This is a genomic window from Corynebacterium sp. MSK218, from assembly GCF_030232655.1.
Taxonomy (GTDB): Bacteria; Actinomycetota; Actinomycetes; order Mycobacteriales; family Mycobacteriaceae; genus Corynebacterium.
Genome location: NZ_JASPGN010000002.1, coordinates 237,812 through 257,095 on the forward strand (window position 1 = coordinate 237,812; position 19,284 = coordinate 257,095).

At 52.9% G+C, this 19,284-nt stretch carries 15 protein-coding genes; 8 read left to right on the forward strand and 7 right to left on the reverse strand.

The window, feature by feature from the left end:
• The first annotated feature begins 213 nt into the window (after nucleotides 1–213).
• The 5 genes from QP922_RS02790 to QP922_RS02810 all read left to right on the forward strand — a co-directional run bounded on the left by QP922_RS02790 (nucleotide 214) and on the right by QP922_RS02810 (nucleotide 8,088).
• Complete coding sequence (locus QP922_RS02790) at nucleotides 214–2,190, forward strand: glycosyltransferase family 2 protein (protein ID WP_284807817.1); 1,977 nt, start codon at nucleotides 214–216, stop codon at nucleotides 2,188–2,190.
• A complete protein-coding gene (locus QP922_RS02795) occupies nucleotides 2,190–4,154 on the forward strand; it encodes a glycosyltransferase family 2 protein (RefSeq protein ID WP_284807844.1) in 1,965 nt (654 codons plus the stop codon). The genes QP922_RS02790 and QP922_RS02795 overlap by 1 nt, the downstream gene beginning before the upstream one ends.
• 1 nt (nucleotide 4,155) lies before the next feature.
• Nucleotides 4,156–4,833 carry a hypothetical protein gene (locus QP922_RS02800; protein ID WP_284807818.1) on the forward strand — a complete coding sequence of 226 codons (678 nt, stop codon included), beginning with the start codon at nucleotides 4,156–4,158 and terminating at the stop codon, nucleotides 4,831–4,833.
• Nucleotides 4,820–5,218 (forward strand): hypothetical protein, encoded by a 399-nt coding sequence (locus QP922_RS02805; RefSeq protein ID WP_284807819.1) that lies wholly within the window; start codon nucleotides 4,820–4,822, stop codon nucleotides 5,216–5,218. The genes QP922_RS02800 and QP922_RS02805 overlap by 14 nt, the downstream gene beginning before the upstream one ends.
• A 1,073-nt stretch (nucleotides 5,219–6,291) precedes the next feature.
• Complete coding sequence (locus QP922_RS02810; protein WP_284807820.1) at nucleotides 6,292–8,088, forward strand: heparinase II/III domain-containing protein; 1,797 nt, start codon at nucleotides 6,292–6,294, stop codon at nucleotides 8,086–8,088.
• Here QP922_RS02810 and QP922_RS02815 read toward each other — a convergent pair.
• A complete protein-coding gene (locus QP922_RS02815; protein ID WP_284807821.1) occupies nucleotides 8,075–9,448 on the reverse strand; it encodes a hypothetical protein in 1,374 nt (457 codons plus the stop codon). The two genes, QP922_RS02810 and QP922_RS02815, sit on opposite strands and share 14 nt — an antisense overlap.
• Before the next feature lie 239 nt (nucleotides 9,449–9,687).
• Nucleotides 9,688–10,833, reverse strand: coding sequence for a hypothetical protein (locus QP922_RS02820; protein WP_284807822.1), 1,146 nt, complete (start codon nucleotides 10,831–10,833; stop codon nucleotides 9,688–9,690).
• A 198-nt stretch (nucleotides 10,834–11,031) separates the two neighbouring features.
• Here QP922_RS02820 and QP922_RS02825 point away from each other — a divergent pair, with 198 nt between their 5' ends.
• Nucleotides 11,032–11,937 carry a UTP--glucose-1-phosphate uridylyltransferase gene (locus tag QP922_RS02825; RefSeq protein WP_284807823.1) on the forward strand — a complete coding sequence of 302 codons (906 nt, stop codon included), beginning with the start codon at nucleotides 11,032–11,034 and terminating at the stop codon, nucleotides 11,935–11,937.
• 251 nt (nucleotides 11,938–12,188) lie between these two features.
• Here the strand turns inward: QP922_RS02825 and QP922_RS02830 are convergent, their stop codons facing one another.
• Nucleotides 12,189–13,856: an AAA family ATPase gene (locus QP922_RS02830; RefSeq protein WP_284807824.1), complete on the reverse strand. Its 1,668-nt coding sequence runs from the start codon at nucleotides 13,854–13,856 to the stop codon at nucleotides 12,189–12,191.
• Nucleotides 13,857–14,380: 524 nt separating this feature from the next.
• On the opposite strand from QP922_RS02830, the gene QP922_RS02835 reads away from it, so the two are divergent.
• Nucleotides 14,381–15,778 carry an APC family permease gene (locus tag QP922_RS02835; protein WP_284807825.1) on the forward strand — a complete coding sequence of 466 codons (1,398 nt, stop codon included), beginning with the start codon at nucleotides 14,381–14,383 and terminating at the stop codon, nucleotides 15,776–15,778.
• 8 nt (nucleotides 15,779–15,786) lie between these two features.
• Here QP922_RS02835 and QP922_RS02840 read toward each other — a convergent pair whose 3' ends face one another.
• Entirely contained in the window at nucleotides 15,787–16,365 is a 579-nt protein-coding gene (locus QP922_RS02840) for a hypothetical protein (RefSeq protein ID WP_284807826.1), read from the reverse strand.
• A 155-nt stretch (nucleotides 16,366–16,520) separates the two neighbouring features.
• On the opposite strand from QP922_RS02840, the gene QP922_RS02845 reads away from it, so the two are divergent.
• Nucleotides 16,521–17,402: a hypothetical protein gene (locus QP922_RS02845; RefSeq protein ID WP_284807827.1), complete on the forward strand. Its 882-nt coding sequence runs from the start codon at nucleotides 16,521–16,523 to the stop codon at nucleotides 17,400–17,402.
• 113 nt (nucleotides 17,403–17,515) lie between these two features.
• Here QP922_RS02845 and QP922_RS02850 read toward each other — a convergent pair whose 3' ends face one another.
• Genes QP922_RS02850 through QP922_RS02860 form a run of 3 tightly spaced genes read right to left on the reverse strand, consistent with a single transcriptional unit; the run spans nucleotide 17,516 to nucleotide 19,251 of the window.
• Nucleotides 17,516–18,115 (reverse strand): PIN domain-containing protein, encoded by a 600-nt coding sequence (locus QP922_RS02850; protein ID WP_284807828.1) that lies wholly within the window; start codon nucleotides 18,113–18,115, stop codon nucleotides 17,516–17,518.
• A 7-nt stretch (nucleotides 18,116–18,122) separates the two neighbouring features.
• A complete protein-coding gene (locus QP922_RS02855) occupies nucleotides 18,123–18,926 on the reverse strand; it encodes an ImmA/IrrE family metallo-endopeptidase (RefSeq protein ID WP_284807829.1) in 804 nt (267 codons plus the stop codon).
• The gene (locus QP922_RS02860) at nucleotides 18,919–19,251 is read right to left on the reverse strand and encodes a helix-turn-helix domain-containing protein (RefSeq protein WP_284807830.1); all 333 of its coding nucleotides are present in this window, start codon (nucleotides 19,249–19,251) and stop codon (nucleotides 18,919–18,921) included. The genes QP922_RS02855 and QP922_RS02860 overlap by 8 nt, the downstream gene beginning before the upstream one ends.
• Nucleotides 19,252–19,284: the final 33 nt, after the last annotated feature.

Sequence of the window (19,284 nt, forward strand, 5' to 3'; positions counted from 1 at the left end):
TTCTAAAAACGTGTTCAACCCGAACATATTGAAACTGCACGGGTACGTGCGAATGACAGATGGGCCCGATGTATTAAGCAAAAACCCACCAATTAACCTTCTAGCGAAGGGGAAGGCTGTGCGAAAGGCGGACCTATATCAGTAAAGGCTGTGTGGTCAAATGGCTCCTGCTACAATGCAGAGGTCTCAACAGCCCCTAGAAAGTAGGTATAAGTGCGCCCGACACTTGTAGCAGTTCTGCCGGTAAGAAACCGATCCGCGGAGCGGGTCTTCGCATCGGGTAAGAGCCTATTGGCGTGTAGTGGTGATTTCGATATCACCCTGGTTGTATCCGACTATGGTTCAGATAACGGTAGTGAGATTAAAAAAGTTGCAAATATATTGGGTGCAGCATATATCAGGCAAGAAGCGAGTTACTGGAACAAACCGCATTGTCTGAACGCGGCCATTTCACAATCCTCAGGAGAGTTGGTTTTATGCGCAGACATCGACATTGTTTGGCATCCTGATGCCATCAGAAACGCGTTCTCAATAATGCGCATTGAAAAAAGCCAACGTAAGGTCCTGGCTTTTCAGTCTCGCGACCTCCCGCCGGATATGACAGAAATGATCCTGGAGGACGGCGAAGTTCGCTCTTGGGAAGAGCTGGAAGCATCGGCCACAATCCACTCTACCTGGGGAAACGGAATCCTATTGTTCCAACGCAAGGTTTGGCAGGAGATAGGTGGATATGACGAACGCTTGAGCGTTTACGGCGTCGAAGACATGGACTTTTGCCGTCGAGCTCAGTTGGCTGGGGCGAAATTCATTTGGTCGGAGCCGATGAAATCTCGAATTTATCATGTGTGGCATCCACGTCTAGATAAGGTTTCACTGCAGGGACCTTTTAATCGCGCGTTGGAACGCAATCGAAACGTTTGGAGGCATGATCGTTCTGTCGTCCGCAATGTTTCGGGTTGGCGTGGTGGCGAGGCTCCTTTGGTTTCGGTGGTTATTGCCACGGCTGGGCGTTCCGAGTTTTTGCGTGAGGCAATTGCTTCGATTTTGTGTCAGTCGGTTCAGTCGTTTGAGGTGATTGTGGTGGACGATGGACAGCTGGATGCGACTGAAGCGGTGGTTCGAGAGTTCGCGGATTCTCGTATTGTTTATATTGGGCTTCCCGAGCCTCGAGGTATTTCGGCAGCTAGGAATATTGGTGGGGCGCGGGCGCGCGGTGAGTTTTTAGCGGTCATGGATGATGACGATATTTGCTTGCCGGATCGTTTTGAGGTCTCATTGTCCGCTATTGCTGGCGGTGTTGATGGTTGTGTTGGGGGGTTCGTTACTTTTTATGATGAGTCGGGGGAGGTTCTTTCCTGGGATGATCCGCTGCCGACGCTTGAAGGTGCATTTGCGAAGGGTGGTTTTTCGGGTCATCCAACATGGATGATCAGGCGAAGTGTTTTTAATTCATTTTCCTATGATGAATCGTTTACTTCTGCGGTCGATAATAATCGAGCTTTGAGAATGCTGACGTCAGGCGTGCGTTTAGTCCATACGGGTCGGCCTCATATATTGAGACGCGTGCATGAGGGACAAGTTAGTAATCGTGATCAACAGTTCCAAGGTTTCGGCGCTGTTCTTGATAAGACGTGGCTGTGGTCTGGGTATCGGCGCAGTGAGTGGCAGGCGTTGGTGGAAAAATCGACGAAGTCTGCTCCAAAGAATCGCGCTACGCTGTATGAGTCAGTTTTTATTCCGTATCTTCCGGATTCCTTGGTTCGTCGTGAGGTTGATGTAGTTGTATGGGATGAGAAGTCGTCAGATTTTGTGAAGACTTTGGAAGGATACTCGCAGGGTGTGGAAGTGCGCCATGGTCGGAACTTTTTGTATGGAAAGTATCGTGTAGGTGGTTCGTGGATGACTATGGCGCGGTTGGCGCAGCGGGGGTTGAAATACTCGGTCAGTGTGTTGGAGCCGACTGAAAAGTTGACCCACAAGAAGTATGTTCCTACTCATCCGGAGTTTTCTGCTTCGATTCCCTGGCGGAGGATTGGCAAGTCGGAAAGGCCGGTTGACGTTACTGTAAGAACCGTGGAAAACGCCTTGGGTAAAGAAAGGCTTGTAGACGAGAAGAGAGTTGAGCTCTCTTCTTCGGGCGCTAATTTTAGTGAAAATGCGATGGCAGAGTTCCTAGTAGGAGAAGAATGATGTGCAATTTGACGGTTGTAATTCCTTTTAGGAACCGAGATGGGATGCGTTTGCGTCGCGCATGCAAGTCTATTTTGGCGGGATCTCTAAAACCTGCCATTATTGTGGTGGATTTTGGCAGTGAAAATCCGGAGGTGGCATCAGGAGCGGTCTCCGATATGGAAGACGTTGATTTGATTTATGTTGAATCCGGCGTATGGAACAAGTCAGAAGCAGTCAATATCGGCATCGAACAAGCTACAACTGAACGGATACTGGTGTCCGACGCCGATCTGGTTTGGACGAAGCACGCTATTGGAAATGGTTATAGAATTTCTGAGCTTCATAGCGCTGCTGTTGCCTTCGATGTCAGATATTTGCGACAAGACACACCTGACGAGCTATTAACACTCAGTGACCTAAACCCTTCTTCGCTGCAGCCATGGTCTGACATCAATCCGAGATGGGGTGATGGTATTTGTTTGTTTAGTAAGAGGGATTGGCGCAAGCTGGGTGGTTACGATGAGCGCATGTCAATCTATGGATACGAAGATAACGACTTTACCTCTCGGCTAAGAAAGTCGGGAACCAAAACGATTTGGGCAGACTTTGCAACCTGTCCCGTATATCATGTATGGCACAAACCGGTTGGCAAGGTAGTCGCTAAAGAAAACCCAGCTGTTGCAAGAGCATATAGTAGAAATCGCCAGCTCTTCGAAAATGATCGTTCTGTCGTCCGCAATGTTTCGGGTTGGCGTGGTGGCGAGGCTCCTTTGGTTTCGGTGGTTATTGCCACGGCTGGGCGTTCCGAGTTTTTGCGTGAGGCAATTGCTTCGATTTTGTGTCAGTCGGTTCAGTCGTTTGAGGTGATTGTGGTGGACGATGGACAGCTGGATGCGACTGAAGCGGTGGTTCGAGAGTTCGCGGATTCTCGTATTGTTTATATTGGGCTTCCCGAGCCTCGAGGTATTTCGGCAGCTAGGAATATTGGTGGGGCGCGGGCGCGCGGTGAGTTTTTAGCGGTCATGGATGATGACGATATTTGCTTGCCGGATCGTTTTGAGGTCTCATTGTCCGCTATTGCTGGCGGTGTTGATGGTTGTGTTGGGGGGTTCGTTACTTTTTATGATGAGTCGGGGGAGGTTCTTTCCTGGGATGATCCGCTGCCGACGCTTGAAGGTGCATTTGCGAAGGGTGGTTTTTCGGGTCATCCAACATGGATGATCAGGCGAAGTGTTTTTAATTCATTTTCCTATGATGAATCGTTTACTTCTGCGGTCGATAATAATCGAGCTTTGAGAATGCTGACGTCAGGCGTGCGTTTAGTCCATACGGGTCGGCCTCATATATTGAGACGCGTGCATGAGGGACAAGTTAGTAATCGTGATCAACAGTTCCAAGGTTTCGGCGCTGTTCTTGATAAGACGTGGCTGTGGTCTGGGTATCGGCGCAGTGAGTGGCAGGCGTTGGTGGAAAAATCGACGAAGTCTGCTCCAAAGAATCGCGCTACGCTGTATGAGTCAGTTTTTATTCCGTATCTTCCGGATTCCTTGGTTCGTCGTGAGGTTGATGTAGTTGTATGGGATGAGAAGTCGTCAGATTTTGTGAAGACTTTGGAAGGATACTCGCAGGGTGTGGAAGTGCGCCATGGTCGGAACTTTTTGTATGGAAAGTATCGTGTAGGTGGTTCGTGGATGACTATGGCGCGGTTGGCGCAGCGGGGGTTGAAATACTCGGTCAGTGTGTTGGAGCCGACTGAAAAGTTGACCCACAAGAAGTATGTTCCTACTCATCCGGAGTTTTCTGCTTCGATTCCCTGGCGGAGGATTGGCAAGTCGGAAAGGCCGGTTGACGTTACTGTAAGAACCGTGGAAAACGCCTTGGGTAAAGAAAGGCTTGTAGACGAGAAGAGAGTTGAGCTCTCTTCTTCGGGCGCTAATTTTAGTGAAAATGCGATGGCAGAGTTCCTAGTAGGAGAAGAATAGAATGCGTGTATCTTTTGAGCAGGACGAGTTTCAGCGATGTGGATTTAAGGGTAATCCAGAGGAGCAAGACGGATATCCGAGGGTTGATTTCCTTTTTACGCAGTTGGCGCCCACTTGGTTTAGTGGTGGAAGGAGAGGGCTTGCTTCGGCGCTTGCTTTTCTGGAATCGGTTTCCGGAAAACTAACCTTTGATTCCAAGATTACGCCGTTAACTGCATCCATCATCCGCGATTTGCTACCGCAAGGCGAAGTTTTCATCGACTCCAACTGTATCGACTTCAGACCGACTGATATCCAGCAGGGTGGTTCGACACTGCACGTCGGGTCGCTCCCAAACCTCGCTGCGGCCGAGAAGTTCGTGACGAGTTCTTGTTCAGAGATGGGAGGTATTCGGCAAACCGCTCTCGCCCTTGTCCCGAATGACGGTATTCGTGGGTATTGGTCATCACCTCAATTTAGGATCGTTCCTTCCAACTTGTGGTTGATTGAAAGTCAATCGAGTAGCAAGGACAGTCTGAATTCGATTTTGGCCCTAGCCTTAATGTATTCGGAAGATCTATCCGCGCGAAAGATTAAGGTATATTCCGATCTTGATGTAGATGGAGAACATATTCAATTGGTAAAGCAGGCCTTTTTTACCGTTGGAATTAACTTGGAGGTGTACAATGCTAACGCTTGAAAATGAGAAAATAATTTTCGATGTAATGTGCGATTTTGATGTTCAAAAGATCTATCTGTCGTTAGGGAACCTGAAAACCCATCTTGATTCTCGGTCTATGGTCGTTTATCTCCCGGGGGCCCGTAAGTTTGGGAATTGGAACTATTCCACAGCTTTTGAGGGCGCTTTTCGATACCTTCCAGAAGCTAAGGCTGGCGACGATGTGAAGTTTGATCTGGGAGGAATTGCTCAGTGGTTGGAGGGCGGATTGCGAATTGGACTGTCGACGTTTGGTCCAAGACGGGGTCCGATCCAGGAGATAGCTGAGAATGTTTCGCTAACGGTTTCTGGGATGACTAAAAACACCTGCGAATTAGTTAGCGATTCGTATCAAGTAGCGTTTTAGAGTGTTGTTTCTTGTCAAGCAGGATAAGGAAAAGTATGCAATTAGACTTGTATCAATTAGCGATTGGGGGTTTAAGGGGGATCTCGGGTGCTGGCGGTGCAAGCTAGGGCCTGACCCGTGTTAGGTAGACACCCGATATTCAGTCCAGTTGGGGTGGAAAGATAGGTAATCTACCGCCATGCCTAGGTACTCCGAACAGTTCTAACGTGATGCTGTATCCTCTGCGAGAACAATGTGGGTCTCTCACTTCACGCGGCTCTAGCAGGGCTAGGAGTCAATCGTTCCCCACTTTTGAAGCATCCCGCCGTAAGCAGTGCGGCCTCGGCAAACGTGCCCGCACGAAGGCCATGCGCGATGCGTCACAGGCAATGGCTAATTATGGAGGGATCCGTCAGTTAGAAAAAGGAGAACGCGAAGTTGTGTGTAGAACGCGATTTCCTGCGCACGGCCGTGAAGTGTCTTGCTTAGAGATGCACGTGGGAAATCCGCATCCAGTCTGTCTTTGACCACCGAACCGAATACTCGGCTCCCACGGATGTGAACGTTTTAAAGCTCAATCGCTCCCCGTCCTCCAAATGGCTAAATATCTACCGAAAAGCAGTCCGCCGATGTGTTTTGCGTCGAATTTTGTGCAAGAATTAATACCATCTTCGATGATGAGTATGGGTTCTATGGTGCGGAACGCATCGCTGTAAGCCTCAACGAGGACACGGGCTTCGATCCATCCAATCACCAGAAAGTCGCGAAAATCATTAGAATAAATAGAAGCTGAGGTAACACCACCGAATTGCGATACTGCCGACATCAACTATGAAAGCAACCCTTTACAGTACCTGAATCTCGGAGACCCAGTGCCAACTACGCGGATTCGCGGTAGCAAATCCTCCAATAGGCGTCCTTGGTGAGCTTATTAGTACGCAAGGTGGTAGTGATGCAGGAAAACTGACATTCAGGAACTCTGGGCCTCACTTTATTGATGTCTGAAATCTAATCGTGCAGCGCTTTCGAGTGACCATTGGTACAAGGCCCGTAATTTAGATCTTGCCGCCGTCTTCAATTTGAAAGGAATCTTTATGTCTCTCTACTCTAATACTGGTAGGGGCAGGCCCGTCGTGATTTCTGGCGGCTTAGGGCGTATCAACAAGGTATCGCGCGTGTTAAGCGGGATGATTGTGATCCACGCTTATCCGGCGGTTTTCTTTGAGCCTGAAGAGGCGTTCTGGCCCCAGATCGAGGCACAGCGATTGCACCCGACAGTGCGTTTCTACTTGCACTCACTGAACTGGATCGACTTCATAGTGGACCGTGCGGCGGGGCTTCCTGAGTCGGAGTGGACAGAGGAAGTCTCAGCCGGCGCAGAGTTTGTATGGGCGGTGGCGTGGAATTGGTGGGAGATGAACCACGTAACGCCTGAGTGGAAAGACGATGAATACGTTTGGGGTGGGCATGCGGTGGCGATTAGGGCAGCGTCGCTCAGCGCGCTTAGTGAAATTTTCCCTGAAGATGAATGGCTGCATGAGGCCATCGAGTATCACGGAAAGTGGCTGCTGGAGCATTTTGATGGCTACTGGAATCATGGGCTCACCCAGGCACTGGCATTGATGGTGGTGGGGGACAGGCTGAGCGATGAGTCGATGCTTACCACCGGTGCAGAGCGCGCAAAAGCTTGTCTTGAAGTAATGATCGACGAGGAAGGCGCCATTAATGAACAAGCGCCGGAGTACGCGAATTATATTGAAAGGCTGCGCCAGACCGCCGTTGATGCCCTTGAGCTGTTTGGGGCACCGGGCGCAGATGCGCTGCGCGCGAAGAAGGAGCCGCTCGAAGAATTCATTGCGCACTCATTGACCCCAGGTGGCACATTCGTTGAAATTGGTGACTCAATGCCTCGGCGTCCTGAGTTCGTGCGCGGAGGGCCAGTGGAATTTGCACTATCGAATGGCGCGACTGGCGTGGAGATTCCACGAGTCAAGGTTTACGACGCAGGGTATGTATTTGGGCGCTCAGGTTTTGGGCAACTCCGGGCACAAAACACGGAGAGCTTCTATTCCCTGCGCTTTGGGCCCGCCCGTGACATACATGGTCATTTTGACCATTTGTCGCTGACGTTTTGGGACCGCGGCAGGAACGTCATTGTGGATGCTGGCCACCCGGGTTATGCGCGGGGGCAGATGCGTGATTACGCGCAGAGCCGGCAAGCACACAATGTTCTTATGGTGCGGGGAAAGGAGCATAACCCCGACGAGGCTTCACGGTTGGTGAGTCACCAGGTTGAAGAGACGTGGTCTGCATTCGATTTGGAAGACACTGCGTGGGAGGGATTGAAATGGAAACGTAGCGCCTGCTTCGCGGACTGTGGCCCTTTTGTAATTGCGGACAGTTTGGAGCCTACGCCGAAGGTGGAGTACGCAGAGCAGCGCTGGAATGTGGCACCTGAGTTTGAGTACGTGGGATCGCAGTATGAAACCGTCCGGTTCCGCTCAGTGGTTGACGGAACACAGTTGGTCTTCATCCGTTACGGGATTGAAGGTTCTTCCTACTTCGAGCACACCGACGTGAATATGGCACGGGGAGACTGTGGAGGGCTTCGTGGCATTGTATTCCGCAATGAGCAACCTACGGACACGTGGACTGTGGGCTTTGGACGTGCCAGCCGAGACTTTGGGTTGCTCACCGCAGTTGTGGTGGCTGGGCCAGAGGAGAAGGTGGAGTACACCTTCAAGGACAGCGGGCCAGGCACGAGGGTGCTACGTATCGTTCGTGGGCCGCAGACCTATCTATTCGAGTACGACATCCAGGCACAGAGAGTGCGGGCGCTCTCGGTGCCGGTCGAGCGGGGATACACCGACGGAGGCCTTACTCCGCGCTGACGCGTTCTGCGACGGTACGGTTGATGCGCCAATCCGCACGGCCTTCGCTGAAACCCGAGTAGTACAACTCGAAGGTGAGGTCATCGCCGCTGCCGTGCGGGACGAGGGCGGACTTGTAGAGGTTGGGGTAGCCGGATTCCTCATGGGAGATGATCGGGGTGTCTGAGCGCTTCCAATTGATGCCGTCTTTGGAGCGAAGCAGGTACAGGTTGCCCCTCTGGACAGTTTCGCTCGGGATAATGTGCACGAGGCCAATGTACTCACCGTTGTAGCGCTGAACATCAATGTGCCACCAGCGTTCACCATTGGACACGTAGGGGTCGATGGAGGGGTACCGAGGAGCAGACCACGTCTTCAAATCGTCGCTTTCAAAGTAGATGATTCGATTAGGAACACCGGTGTGGTTGGCGACGCCGTAGAGGCGCCAGTTTTCGCCAGTCCAGGTGAGGGCTTGAGACATGAATTGTGGCTCACCCGACCAGATTTCTTCCTTTTCCGACCAGTGCACGCCATCGGTCGATTTGACCAGGAAAATCCGGTTGGTCTTGCCATTAGGACGGTCCACCATGCGCCATGTCAGGTACATCTCGCCGCTGGGGGCCATGATGAGCTGAGTATCGGAGTTGTGCGGGTTGGGCTTGCCCAACTGGTCATCGATAGGGTTGTCGAGTCCGTCTGGAGCCTGCCAGGTCCAGCCGTCGTTAGATACGACGACGTTGGGGTCTTCAGCGCCTTCATCGCTGGCTGGGTATGGCGTCATAGCCATCCAGTACTTCCAACCATTCCAACCGTTCTCAAAATAGAGAACAGAGGGGTGAGTCGCTTGGCCGCTGCCCTCATGGGTGGGGAGGTTCAGTTGTGGGCCACGAGGGGCGGTCCATGCCCAGAGAGGTGACTTATCCTCGCTATTGGCGAGTCGGTCCTTGATGCCAGCAACGTGCTGCGCGTATCCAGGCGAAGGCTCCACGGAAGTGGTCGGAGCAGGGGCAGTACCCGTGGTCGGCTTAGCTGAGGTAGTGGTGGGCTCTGTGCTGGTCGTTGGCGCAGCAGTTGTGCTTGGCTGCGTGGAAGGAGTTGGCTTCGCCGTCGGCGTGGAAGTGGGCGTAGAGCCTTGGGAAGAACCGACCCCTGGAAGGATACCAGCGAGGAGCGCCAAACCGCCGATGCCTGCGGCAAGTGCTACTAGTGCGGTGATCGCTTGACGTACCTGTTCTTCGTTGAATTGGGGAAGCGAAGACGCAGAGAAGGACGGGAACTGCTGTGCTTGAGCAGGCGCAGGTGCGGAAACCTGCGCGGTGGCAAGAGAAGCGGTGAGGACAAGGGCTACGAGAGCTTTGCCGGTGCGGGATGGTCGGCGCATGAGAGTTCCTTTGTGCATACGAATGAGGCGATTCTGAAAATTAGTCTGCGGCGGCACGGGGTGAGGTGATTGGAAAATGGGACAATTCGATGAGAAGGCAACAGGTGGTCATGATTCCTGCACCGACTAGTCAAAAATCGCTTTTTGTAACGTACCTTCCGTACAAGGTAACTGGCGTTGAAGGATTGGTTTGGTGACGCTTGGGAAGGAGTATGGGTCTTTTTAACCGGGACGGACTCCTAAACTACGCCTGAGTGAATGGGTTTTAGTATTTCCTTAATCTGCTGGAGACTTGCCCAGTCGTTGCTGCGGTAGGGCAGGATGCCGAAGTCTGCGGTTCGCGCATACAGGTTGGGTAGGAGAGACTTCGGTAAGTGTTCGCAGAAATCGGTATTGAGTCTAGCCATGAAAGTTAGATCAAGCTCGTTTATTGCGTTTCCAACGTCAGTAGGCATGTTCTCGAACGTTCCGAGGGCTTCGGGATCGGATTGTGCGATGTAAAAGGAGAGAAAATCATCCGCAAAGTAGCGGCCAAATTTTAGCTTCCGTTCCGGAAGTGGGGTCGTTTCCGGTAACGGGTTTGGTAGACCTTCAGTTTTTGAGACTGCACGGATTAAGGCTGCTTTGCGCAGTCGTTTATTATCGTTTGGCCCGGCAAGGGAATCGAATGCCTTTTGTATCGTAGATGGTGAAAAAGCTTGAAGGACGATCTTTGTTGTCGCAACTTCACTCAGCCCCTTTATTAGGTCAGCGCCTTGGTAGCCACTGGCTGACAGCAAGGAGAACGTGCCGGGCACAGGCGGATTTCCCATATTGCTTGCGAAAATCGAGCCGAACGTATGATATTTAGAATTGAAGTGACTCGAAGTGAGGAGAGCTCCTATACACATGAATGCCCAGGAGTTATCAGTCAGATGAGTGTCACGGCAATTGGTGGATACAATGAGCGGATCAAACTCTTGGAAGAATTTCCGCTCGCGATCAAAATGACCACCGAAATCAATCGAAACCAACTTGGTGTCCTCTGGTAGAAGTGCCAAGCAGGCCATGGAGTCCAACCCGCCAGAAAAGCTGAGCATATGGCCTGAGCGCGATGCTCTAGGTTGGTCCTGACCAATTTCACCTATTAGCTCAGAGCGCGTAAACGATTTGATGGTTCGGTGCACTTTTTCTGAAATAGCGGATGGGAAAACGATTTGGTCATATTGTTGGCCGCAAAGGGAGGCCCAGGCGAGCGCCAGATCATCGTGGCCATACAAGATGGGCTCCGAGAACTGAAAATATAGGTCTTTTAATTCAGTTTTTCCCCCATCTTTGCTTTCGATGACATCGAAGCGGACTAACTCTGGATTTCTTTCCAACAGGCGAAATTCAATGGTTTTCATGCGCACAGTGTATCCAAAATGAGGTGATGAGAGGGCATTTGAGCCATGGTCCGTCGATTATTTCAAGTTGCTGTAGGCTGGTTTAGTTTCAATCGGTATCTTTGAAAGGGAGTCACAGCAAAGCTCGGCCGTTCAAGAGGAAACATCGTCGTGCCATGTCAAGCCCGAGAATGGAACGTCGTCCTCTAATATTCACATATGGCTAATTCCACGTCCGTCCGCACTGTTGTTGTCCCCGCAGCGGGTATGGGTACTCGCTTCCTGCCTGCAACGAAGACCGTCCCGAAGGAATTGCTTCCAGTCGTGGACACTCCTGGCATTGAGATGATTGCCGGGGAGGCTGCAGGCGCAGGCGCTACACGGCTGGCTATTGTGACCTCGCCTAGCAAAGACGAGGTTATGCGGCACTTTGATGAGTTCCCCCAGCTTGTGGAGATTCTTCGCGCCCGTGGTAAGGATGAGCAGGCTGCGAAGGTGGAGCGTGCTTCGAAGATTATTCAACCGGTAGCGGTTGTGCAGGACAGACCATTGGGCCTGGGCCATGCTGTTGGCTTGGCGGAGACCGTGCTCGATGACGATGAAGAATACTTTGCTGTCATGCTTCCCGATGACGTCATTGAGCCCACCGCCGCCATGGGTGAGATGATCCGCGTGCGTCAGGAACATGGCGGTTCAGTTTTGCTGGCGGTGGAAGTGGACCCCGCGCACGTGTCGAATTACGGCGTGTTCGATATCGAGAACACTGATGAGGATAGCGTCAAGAAGGTTGTCGGCATGGTGGAGAAGCCAGCAGTGGAGGATGCACCGTCTAATCTGGTGGCTACTGGACGCTACCTACTGGACCGCGCAATTTTTGATGCGCTTCGCCGCATCGAACCGGGCAAGGGCGGAGAGCTGCAGCTTACTGACGCCATCGACTTGCTCATATCCGAGGGCCATCCAGTCCACGTTGTTGTGCACGACGGCATTCGCCACGACTTGGGTAACCCAGCTGGCTTCATTCCAGCGAGCGTGGAGTTTGGGCTACGCCACCCGAAGTACGGCCCAGCTCTGTTCAAAGACATTGAGGCGATTATGGAGAAGTACCGGCCGCAGCTGGGGTAGGGGGATTAGACTAAATGTCCCGCTTTTCGGTAGCGAGCAAAACCTGAATGCCCTTTGAAGCGGCGCATCTAGCCCGAACCCTTTAATTTCGGCCGGTATAGTTGCTCCCAACCAATTCCGCCTACGGAAACCGGAAGGGCCGGTTACACGCCGCTGCACACTCCGAAACCGAAAGAGCCACGAAACTCTAGGGTGAGCCATAGAACTGGAAAAGCGGCGTCGGTGCGAATAAATTCCTTAAACGTGTTGCTTTAACCCGATTGAGAACAAGCGCTGGGGTCTAAGCCGGCAATGTGGAAAATTTTCAGTTTGAAGTCTTGACAATCTTGAATTCGCTTCAAAAGCGCTCCCACATACCTGGCTTCATCGATGCATAAAGCGTCGCAGATCTGCTTCGGCACGCCGAGGTCCCTGACTGGGTAGCTTTCGATAATCGTCCACCACTCTTGGTTAGCTACAAGAGCGTTCAAATTGTCGAGCACCTTCGGGAGAGGGTTGCTCAGCTTAAGAGTTACTTCGTCTGAATCAGTGTTTGAAAGCGATATGCTCGTTAAGCTGTCTAAAGCTGAGTGGTGAAACTGTTTTGCGGCAGTGGTCTTCGCCAATCTCGTTAGAGCGGTCTCATCTGAAAACAGATTTTCAAGTTTGAGCTCTACCCGATTGATAGCAGAACCTACGGAAGAACCGAAGTTCTTCTCTAGGATTTGTGACATTTCATACACCGCGGTTTTGCTGTAAAGGACGGACTCAACTTCTTCGACGGAAAGTACCTGTATCGACTCCGATTGGAGGCGTTCAACCTGGAATTCATCTCGAGAGTCTCTGTCGAGAATGGCCATTGCAGTAAGCCAGTGATGATCTTTAGAGTGGGCTATTCCTTTTGTTGATGCGATGACGTTTCGGCAACTTCCCGAGGGCACCACACGAAAGCCAGGGTAAAGGGCTTCGTATAACCTTTTATCTAAACTGGTTCCTTGGCCTTCGACAAAGATTATTTTTTGTCGTCCCCCCAAAATAGCCCTGAGCGAGGACTCCGGGATTGCTTCAAACTGAGGTTTTTCGACCTTTTTCAAAGACCACCGAACTGGGGAAGAATTCTCCCATTTCACGCCGGAGGAGACTAGCAACGTGTATCCTAGGTGTAGGAAGTCTTCGGCTAGCCTTTCGTCATGACTCGAAATGATAAATGCGCAGTCTTGGCGCGCTTTTATTAGTTCTAAAACTAATTTCGACGTAATATTTTTGTGAAGATGGCGCTCAGGTTCGTCAATTAGAAAAATTGTTCCTGCCGGTTGAGATATGATTTCTGCTCCAAGTAGCAAGGCTGATTTCTCACCATCCGACAAATCCCTGATAGGGACTTTTATATCTACTCCTTCGGTATCTCGATTTATAAAGATGCCAATGCTGGAGTGCCAATCTAGGCGCAGGTCGAGCCCGGCTGCATCGAAAATTCCCGTAAGTTTCTGGAAATGAGATTCAGAGGCTTGAACGGCTGAGTTTTTGATATTGCGGATAGCTGAAGCTATACTGTTGTTTACGTCATGAAAATTATTTAGGATTTTGACAAGCGTTTGAGATATCTCATCGTCTTCGAAACTAGCCGAGATGCGTGTTTCCGGCTCGGCGCGGGATCTCGACAAATGTCGGATGCCAATACTGTTCGGATCTAAGACTGGGGAACTTGTCTTTAACCAAATTCTTCTGTGGCCTACTATTCTGACGATAGGGAGTTCGCCTCCGTTCGCATGAAGCCAGAGGAGTAGGGCTGATTTTCCCGAGCCATTCGAACCTAAGAGCAACGTCGGGCTTTTCCGTCTGGCTGACAACGGGACCGGCTGCCCACTAATCGATGGAATGGACCATTCCTTGACTGTGAGGCTTTCTTGTGTCTTGTCTAATTCGGTCTTTGTATCCACTGTAAACTTTCTCCAAACAAAAGAACGGGGCTGCCTAATTATATCGCGGTCGTGGGAAATAGATTTTCCTAGCTTTCCACAACGCCTACCGGACGCATTTTGACCCGATGTGAGAAAGGGCGAATGAGCGAACCTTCGGGGTGGAATAGTGATTTCTTAGGTTACGTTGCAATAGTTGCCGGTAGTGGGCGAGGGGGAACTTGGATGACACGAGGGGGCGTCGTCAAGCGCCTGTGCGTGAGGGGTTGGGAATCGACGACCCTTGGGCCAACGCCTAGGGGTGGGGCAAGGGTGTAGAGCGTCCGAGTGATTGGTGACAGAACACTGCGATGGGTAACATCGGTTGTGCTTAGCGAATTAGACGCGAAAAGCTGCATCAAAACTATTAGATCCGCAGCACACCTAATCAACAATCTCTAGACTTGCCAGAAACGCGCGCTGGGATCGTCCGCAAGGTCCTGGCGCTCAAGGTGAATTGTCTGGAGTGAAACTACATGTCGGAGAAAGCGACACTGCGGAAAACTATGAAGCCCTCGTGGGTCTTTGCCATGGCGTTGGGCGCGGCGATTGGCTGGGGTGCCTATATCCTGCCGTTTGATTGGATGCAGAAGGCGGGGCTAGCGGGAACGGTCGTTGGCTTTGCAATTGGTGGGCTGATGATCGCCATTATCGGGCTGAGTTATGGCTTTGTCATCCGGGCGCTGCCGTTGACTGGCGGTGGCGTGGCGTTTGCGATGGCGGCGCTCGGCCGCACTCATGCGTTCATCGCGGGCTGGGCGCTGACGCTGGGGTATTCGTGCGTGGTGGCGCTGAATGCCTCCGCAGTCACGCTTGTCTTCCGAGTCACCTTCCCTGAATTGGTCATGCGAGGTGCGCTTTACGACGTCGCCGGGTGGACCATCTATCTCCCCGAAGTAGCGATCTGCTCGTTGTTTATCATCGTGTTCGCTTGGCTGAACTCGATGGGCGCAGCGCTCTCTGGCCGCTTCCAGTTCTTCGCCGTGGTGCTCATGATCCTCGCGGTGGTGGTTATTGTGGCGTCGATGGTGATCTATTACGTCGCCGAGCGCCCGGAGCTTGCTCCCGCCTTTCCTGTAGATGTGCCGCCGGCTGCGGCGGTGGCGACCATCATCGCTTTTGCCCCGTGGGCTTATGTGGGCTTTGATTCCATTCCGCAGCTGGCGGGCGAGTTCAATTTCTCTCCGCGGAAGGCGCTGGGGCTTCTGCTATGGGGGATTACTGTCGCGACGGTTATCTATATGGCGATGATGCTCGCAACCTCCATCACTGTGGGAACCCGTCACGATGCTTTCGAAGGGGAGGCCTGGCCACCGGCAGCAGCTATTGGCGAGGTAATGGGACCAGCTGGCTTGGTGCTCATGGTCGTTGCGGTGAGCGCGGGTGTGTTGACGGGCCTCAATGGTTTCTACACTGCGGCAAGCCGCGTGCTGTTTACATTGGGTCGGGCGAACCTGGTCCCGCGCCGTTTGGGTGAGCTGAAGGGCAAGGAGCGCGCACCGCGCAATGCGATTCTCTTGGTGTGCGCGGTGTGCCTGGTGACCCCGTGGTTCGGGCGCGCGGCGTTGACGTGGGTCGTCGATATGTCCAGTGCTGGCATCACGGTGGCGTATTTCTATACGTGCTTCTGTGCCTGGAAGATTGCGCGCACCGGGCAGGTCTCCGGAATGTCCAAGCCGATTGCACCCAACAAGTTCTACGAGTACTTCGCGCTAGCCGGGTGCATCCTTTCCATCGGGTTCTTGGCGCTACTCTTCGTACCGGGCTCGCCTGGCGTGCTGGGAACGGCTCCGCTCATCGCGCTGGTGGTCTGGATAGTGCTGGGGCTGGCGTCGTGGTCCGTTAAGCGCCGGCAGCTGAAGGATGTGCCGCCGGAGGAGACGGCATCGTTGATTCTGGAATAGTTTGGTAGCTAGTCGGCAGTCTTTAGGCGCTGCGGCCAGTCGTGGGCGGCTGAGGTGAAGATGGCGAATACATTGTTGTCGTCGGGCTTGCGGCAACTCAGGCCGGCTAGATCGCTGCCGATCTGACAGGTGAGCTGGTAGCTTTCGCCGGTAACGGGGCTTTTGGCAGTGATGTTTGCGGTGTAGAGGGGATTGACCGTGGGGTCTGCTTGGTAGAGGGCGTAGCTGGCCTTCTTGGCAGGTCCAAACATGGCTGCGGCAAACTCACAAGAGGTAGCGCTGCCGGCGAAGATTGTGTCGCCCTCCGATGTCACGCCGCAGTCGCCGCCGACCTGGCTGGCGTTGATGGTCTGCTTGCTGGATTCTTCTTCCTGCTGCTCGTCAGCGCGGGTTGGGGAGGGGCCCTCGTCTACCTCGGTGGTGGTTGAAGCGCTGTCGACGATGTCTGCCGAAGCTGATTCTTCAGCCGTTGTTGTTTCTTCGGTGGTGGTGTCTGGGGCCTCGGACGTCATCGGGTCATTGTCGCTGCATGCGGAGAGAGCGAATGCCGTTGCGACGGCGAGGGTGAGAGTAGAGAGTCTGTGCATAGCGGAAACTGTAGTCCTAGAAAAGTGCGGTGTCCTAGGATTGCGTGGTCGAATTGGTGAGGGAGACGTCGGCAAGCACGGCGCTGACCACACGCATTAGCACTAGACTTTGAGAGGGCAGTGTTCAGTTGGCGTCGAGAAGCGAGGAATGGCAAATGGACAAGGTCGAGGTTGGAGACGTAGTTGCGTTTAGAGAAAGCGATTCCATCGTCGGACAATCTTTAAAGGCTCGGGTTGTGGACATTCAGCCTTCGGGGAAGGCCTCGTTTCGGTACTCCCTAGAGCTTGAGGACGGATCCATACGTAAGGTCCCACGGCCGCGAATTAAGGGACCGTGGGCGAAGGCCGCTGAGATTGATGAATTAGTGAATTATCAGGTGAGGCTTCACACGCAACGAAGTGGGGAAGAGGAAGACAGAGCCGCAAGCTTCATGATTGAGAGTTGCCGCCTAAGAGAAGCCATGGAACTGGGATTCGGCGATGATTTCATAATCACCGATCCGAAAGCTCTTGAAGAACTAGTAGATTCCCCATTGGACGTGCTTTTGGAGGGAGTGCTAACCGCCCCCTGCAAGGAAGGGCTGCAAATATCTCCCATGGGTGGAGTCCGCATTGTGCAAAGATTCGCGGAAGTCTCTCCTGATGAAGTGCTTGAGGTCGTGGCAAAAGAAGAGAAGGAGTGGAAATCTAAGCTCCGAGAGCATCACGGAATTATTTCTGCGCGATGGGAATGGGAAGTCTATTGTGAGCACTATCGGCCGATGTTTGAACTCTGGCGTGAATGGTGCGGTTTTGCTGCAGTACGGAGGTACGAACGGGAAATAGCGGCTGAAAGAGAGGGGACAAGGCTTTTTGACTTGGCTAAGCGGCTAATTGAGCATATCGAAAAGAATGAGCCAGAGATTGCCAAGATGTACCGGCAGGAACTACTTGCGGAGCAGATAACGCCGTATACCATCCGCGAGACGCCTGACAGACCATTAGAGCCTGACGAGATTCCGGTTCGGGTTGAGTATCGAAGGCGGCGTTGGGGGTGAAAGCACTGCGTCTCTTGATTGAAAAGGGCTAGATGAGGCATGGTTAGGGGCAGAAGCAGCCCTACATTACGTACAGCTGCTTGACCCTCACCGGGGCTACTGGCAGGTGAGGGTCATTTAGTTTTCTTTCGCGCCCGGTAGGTCGTGCGGTTGTTCAGACGAGTCTCCTCGAAAGGAGCAAGGACGTCGAACTTTGAGAGCTTGTCCCACACCTTGCGGGATTGGCCGCGGTCGGTAAGGACGCCTAGTTGCACGCAGCGGAGAAGCACGGCTTCAGTGGTGAAGACCGTAGCTGCCTGTCGCTTGCGTACGAGCTCCTGGGCCTCTTCATCATCGATGATGATGGCGGTACGCACTGAAGGATCCCCCTCAAGCAGTGCCAGGCAGTGAGCGATTGCGGTGTATTCGCCTAGGTTCTTCGCCATTCCGCTTTGGATTGAGAATCGGGGACCCGCGAATAGGCGGATGTGCTTGAAGAGGCGATCCATGTCGTCGTCAAGCACGTGCACGTGGCCATGCGCAATGAGTGATGACCAGGTTTTGGAGCCACTCTGAAACCTGGTGTCCTTCAGCTTTCTGTGCATCTCGTTGTTGACCGCAGCAGGCACGTGGAGTTCGTCATTGCCCGCGAATTTGAGAAGAAGGTCCTGCTCACCGGCACAGATGAAGTTCAGCAACACGCTGGTGTCCGCGAAGATGAACCTTCTAGTCACGGTGAACCTACTCGTTAGCGAAGAAGTCTTCCAGGTCGGCCTCAATATCGCGCTGACCTGATAGGTTTTTACCGACAGAATCCGGGGCGGCGTACATTGAGTCTGCTACTTCCTCGGGGCTTACTTGCTCGGCGAACGCTACTGTTGGCAGTGCGATGAGTCCCTGAGCGTATGCCTTGTAAGCATCGGCCACGAGTCTCTCGGAAGCTCGTGGCAGTTGCGCAATTTTGCAGGCGTGGTCGTACGTGGCTTTCCATCCGAAGCGGGAGGCGAGCTTCTTGGCGGTTCGACTCTTTAGCTCCTCTTTAGTGTCTTTCGAGATGAGACCTGCTTGATGGAGCTGGATTGCCGCTACGTAGGGGGAGACCTGGAAGCGTTGGACAACTACGGACAAAAGCTCTTCTGGATCTTCGTACTGAGGTATTTCACGTAACGCTTCCTCGGGACAGAGGACGCAGCGCGCGAAGGTGTTAGCGCGGGTCTCGTTGGGAAGGGTCTTATCGCATTGCAGGGAAGCACCATCCTCCGTGATGTCCTCGGCCACGATGTGCCCGATTTCGTGCGCGATGGTTAAACGCTGGCGGAAAGGATTGTTACTTGTGCCAATCCCCACGGTTAAAGCACCCGAGTCAGGATCGCGGAGCGTCAGTGCATCGAGGTCTTCCGGTAAGTCGAGGACAATGAAATCAGCATCAACGAGCTTCATGAGATCGTTGATGTCATCGACTGGTCCCACACCTAGCTTGTGCTTCGCGCGAAAACGAGCAGCGAGTTCAACACCTTGTTTTGAAGGGCTTGGTGAATTAGGCATGTGCGTTATCCAGGTTCACACGTAGCTGGAGATACGGAAGAAGGGCTTGTGTAGCGTCTTCAACTTTGGTTTCGTGACCACGGGCTGCAACGCGCACGCGCTTAGAGAGTGGGGTGGCGTCCACAAGCTCAGCGGCATCGATGCCTAGTGCCCACGCGAGGGCCATGATGTGGTGGAGAGTAGGGGTGGCCGTGCCTTTTTCAAGGCGGGCCAGGGTGGGCTGGGACAGAAGTTCATCAGTCATAGCGGCAAGCTCTCTCTGGCTGAGACCGCGCAGCTGACGCTGCGCACGGACGCGCTCGCCGAAGTCAGTGGGGATGTTCATGGTGGTGCTCCTTGTTGACTTTGATTAAACACG

Coding starts and splice junctions, on each gene's coding strand:
- QP922_RS02795 (WP_284807844.1), top strand. CDS start 2,190: ATGTGCAATTTGACGGTTGTAATTCCTTTTAGGAACCGAGATGGGATG.
- QP922_RS02800 (WP_284807818.1), top strand. CDS start 4,156: ATGCGTGTATCTTTTGAGCAGGACGAGTTTCAGCGATGTGGATTTAAG.
- QP922_RS02805 (WP_284807819.1), top strand. CDS start 4,820: ATGCTAACGCTTGAAAATGAGAAAATAATTTTCGATGTAATGTGCGAT.
- QP922_RS02810 (WP_284807820.1), top strand. CDS start 6,292: ATGTCTCTCTACTCTAATACTGGTAGGGGCAGGCCCGTCGTGATTTCT.
- QP922_RS02815 (WP_284807821.1), bottom strand. CDS start 9,448: ATGCGCCGACCATCCCGCACCGGCAAAGCTCTCGTAGCCCTTGTCCTC.
- QP922_RS02820 (WP_284807822.1), bottom strand. CDS start 10,833: ATGAAAACCATTGAATTTCGCCTGTTGGAAAGAAATCCAGAGTTAGTC.
- QP922_RS02825 (WP_284807823.1), top strand. CDS start 11,032: ATGGCTAATTCCACGTCCGTCCGCACTGTTGTTGTCCCCGCAGCGGGT.
- QP922_RS02835 (WP_284807825.1), top strand. CDS start 14,381: ATGAAGCCCTCGTGGGTCTTTGCCATGGCGTTGGGCGCGGCGATTGGC.
- QP922_RS02840 (WP_284807826.1), bottom strand. CDS start 16,365: ATGCACAGACTCTCTACTCTCACCCTCGCCGTCGCAACGGCATTCGCT.
- QP922_RS02845 (WP_284807827.1), top strand. CDS start 16,521: ATGGACAAGGTCGAGGTTGGAGACGTAGTTGCGTTTAGAGAAAGCGAT.
- QP922_RS02855 (WP_284807829.1), bottom strand. CDS start 18,926: ATGCCTAATTCACCAAGCCCTTCAAAACAAGGTGTTGAACTCGCTGCT.
- QP922_RS02860 (WP_284807830.1), bottom strand. CDS start 19,251: ATGAACATCCCCACTGACTTCGGCGAGCGCGTCCGTGCGCAGCGTCAG.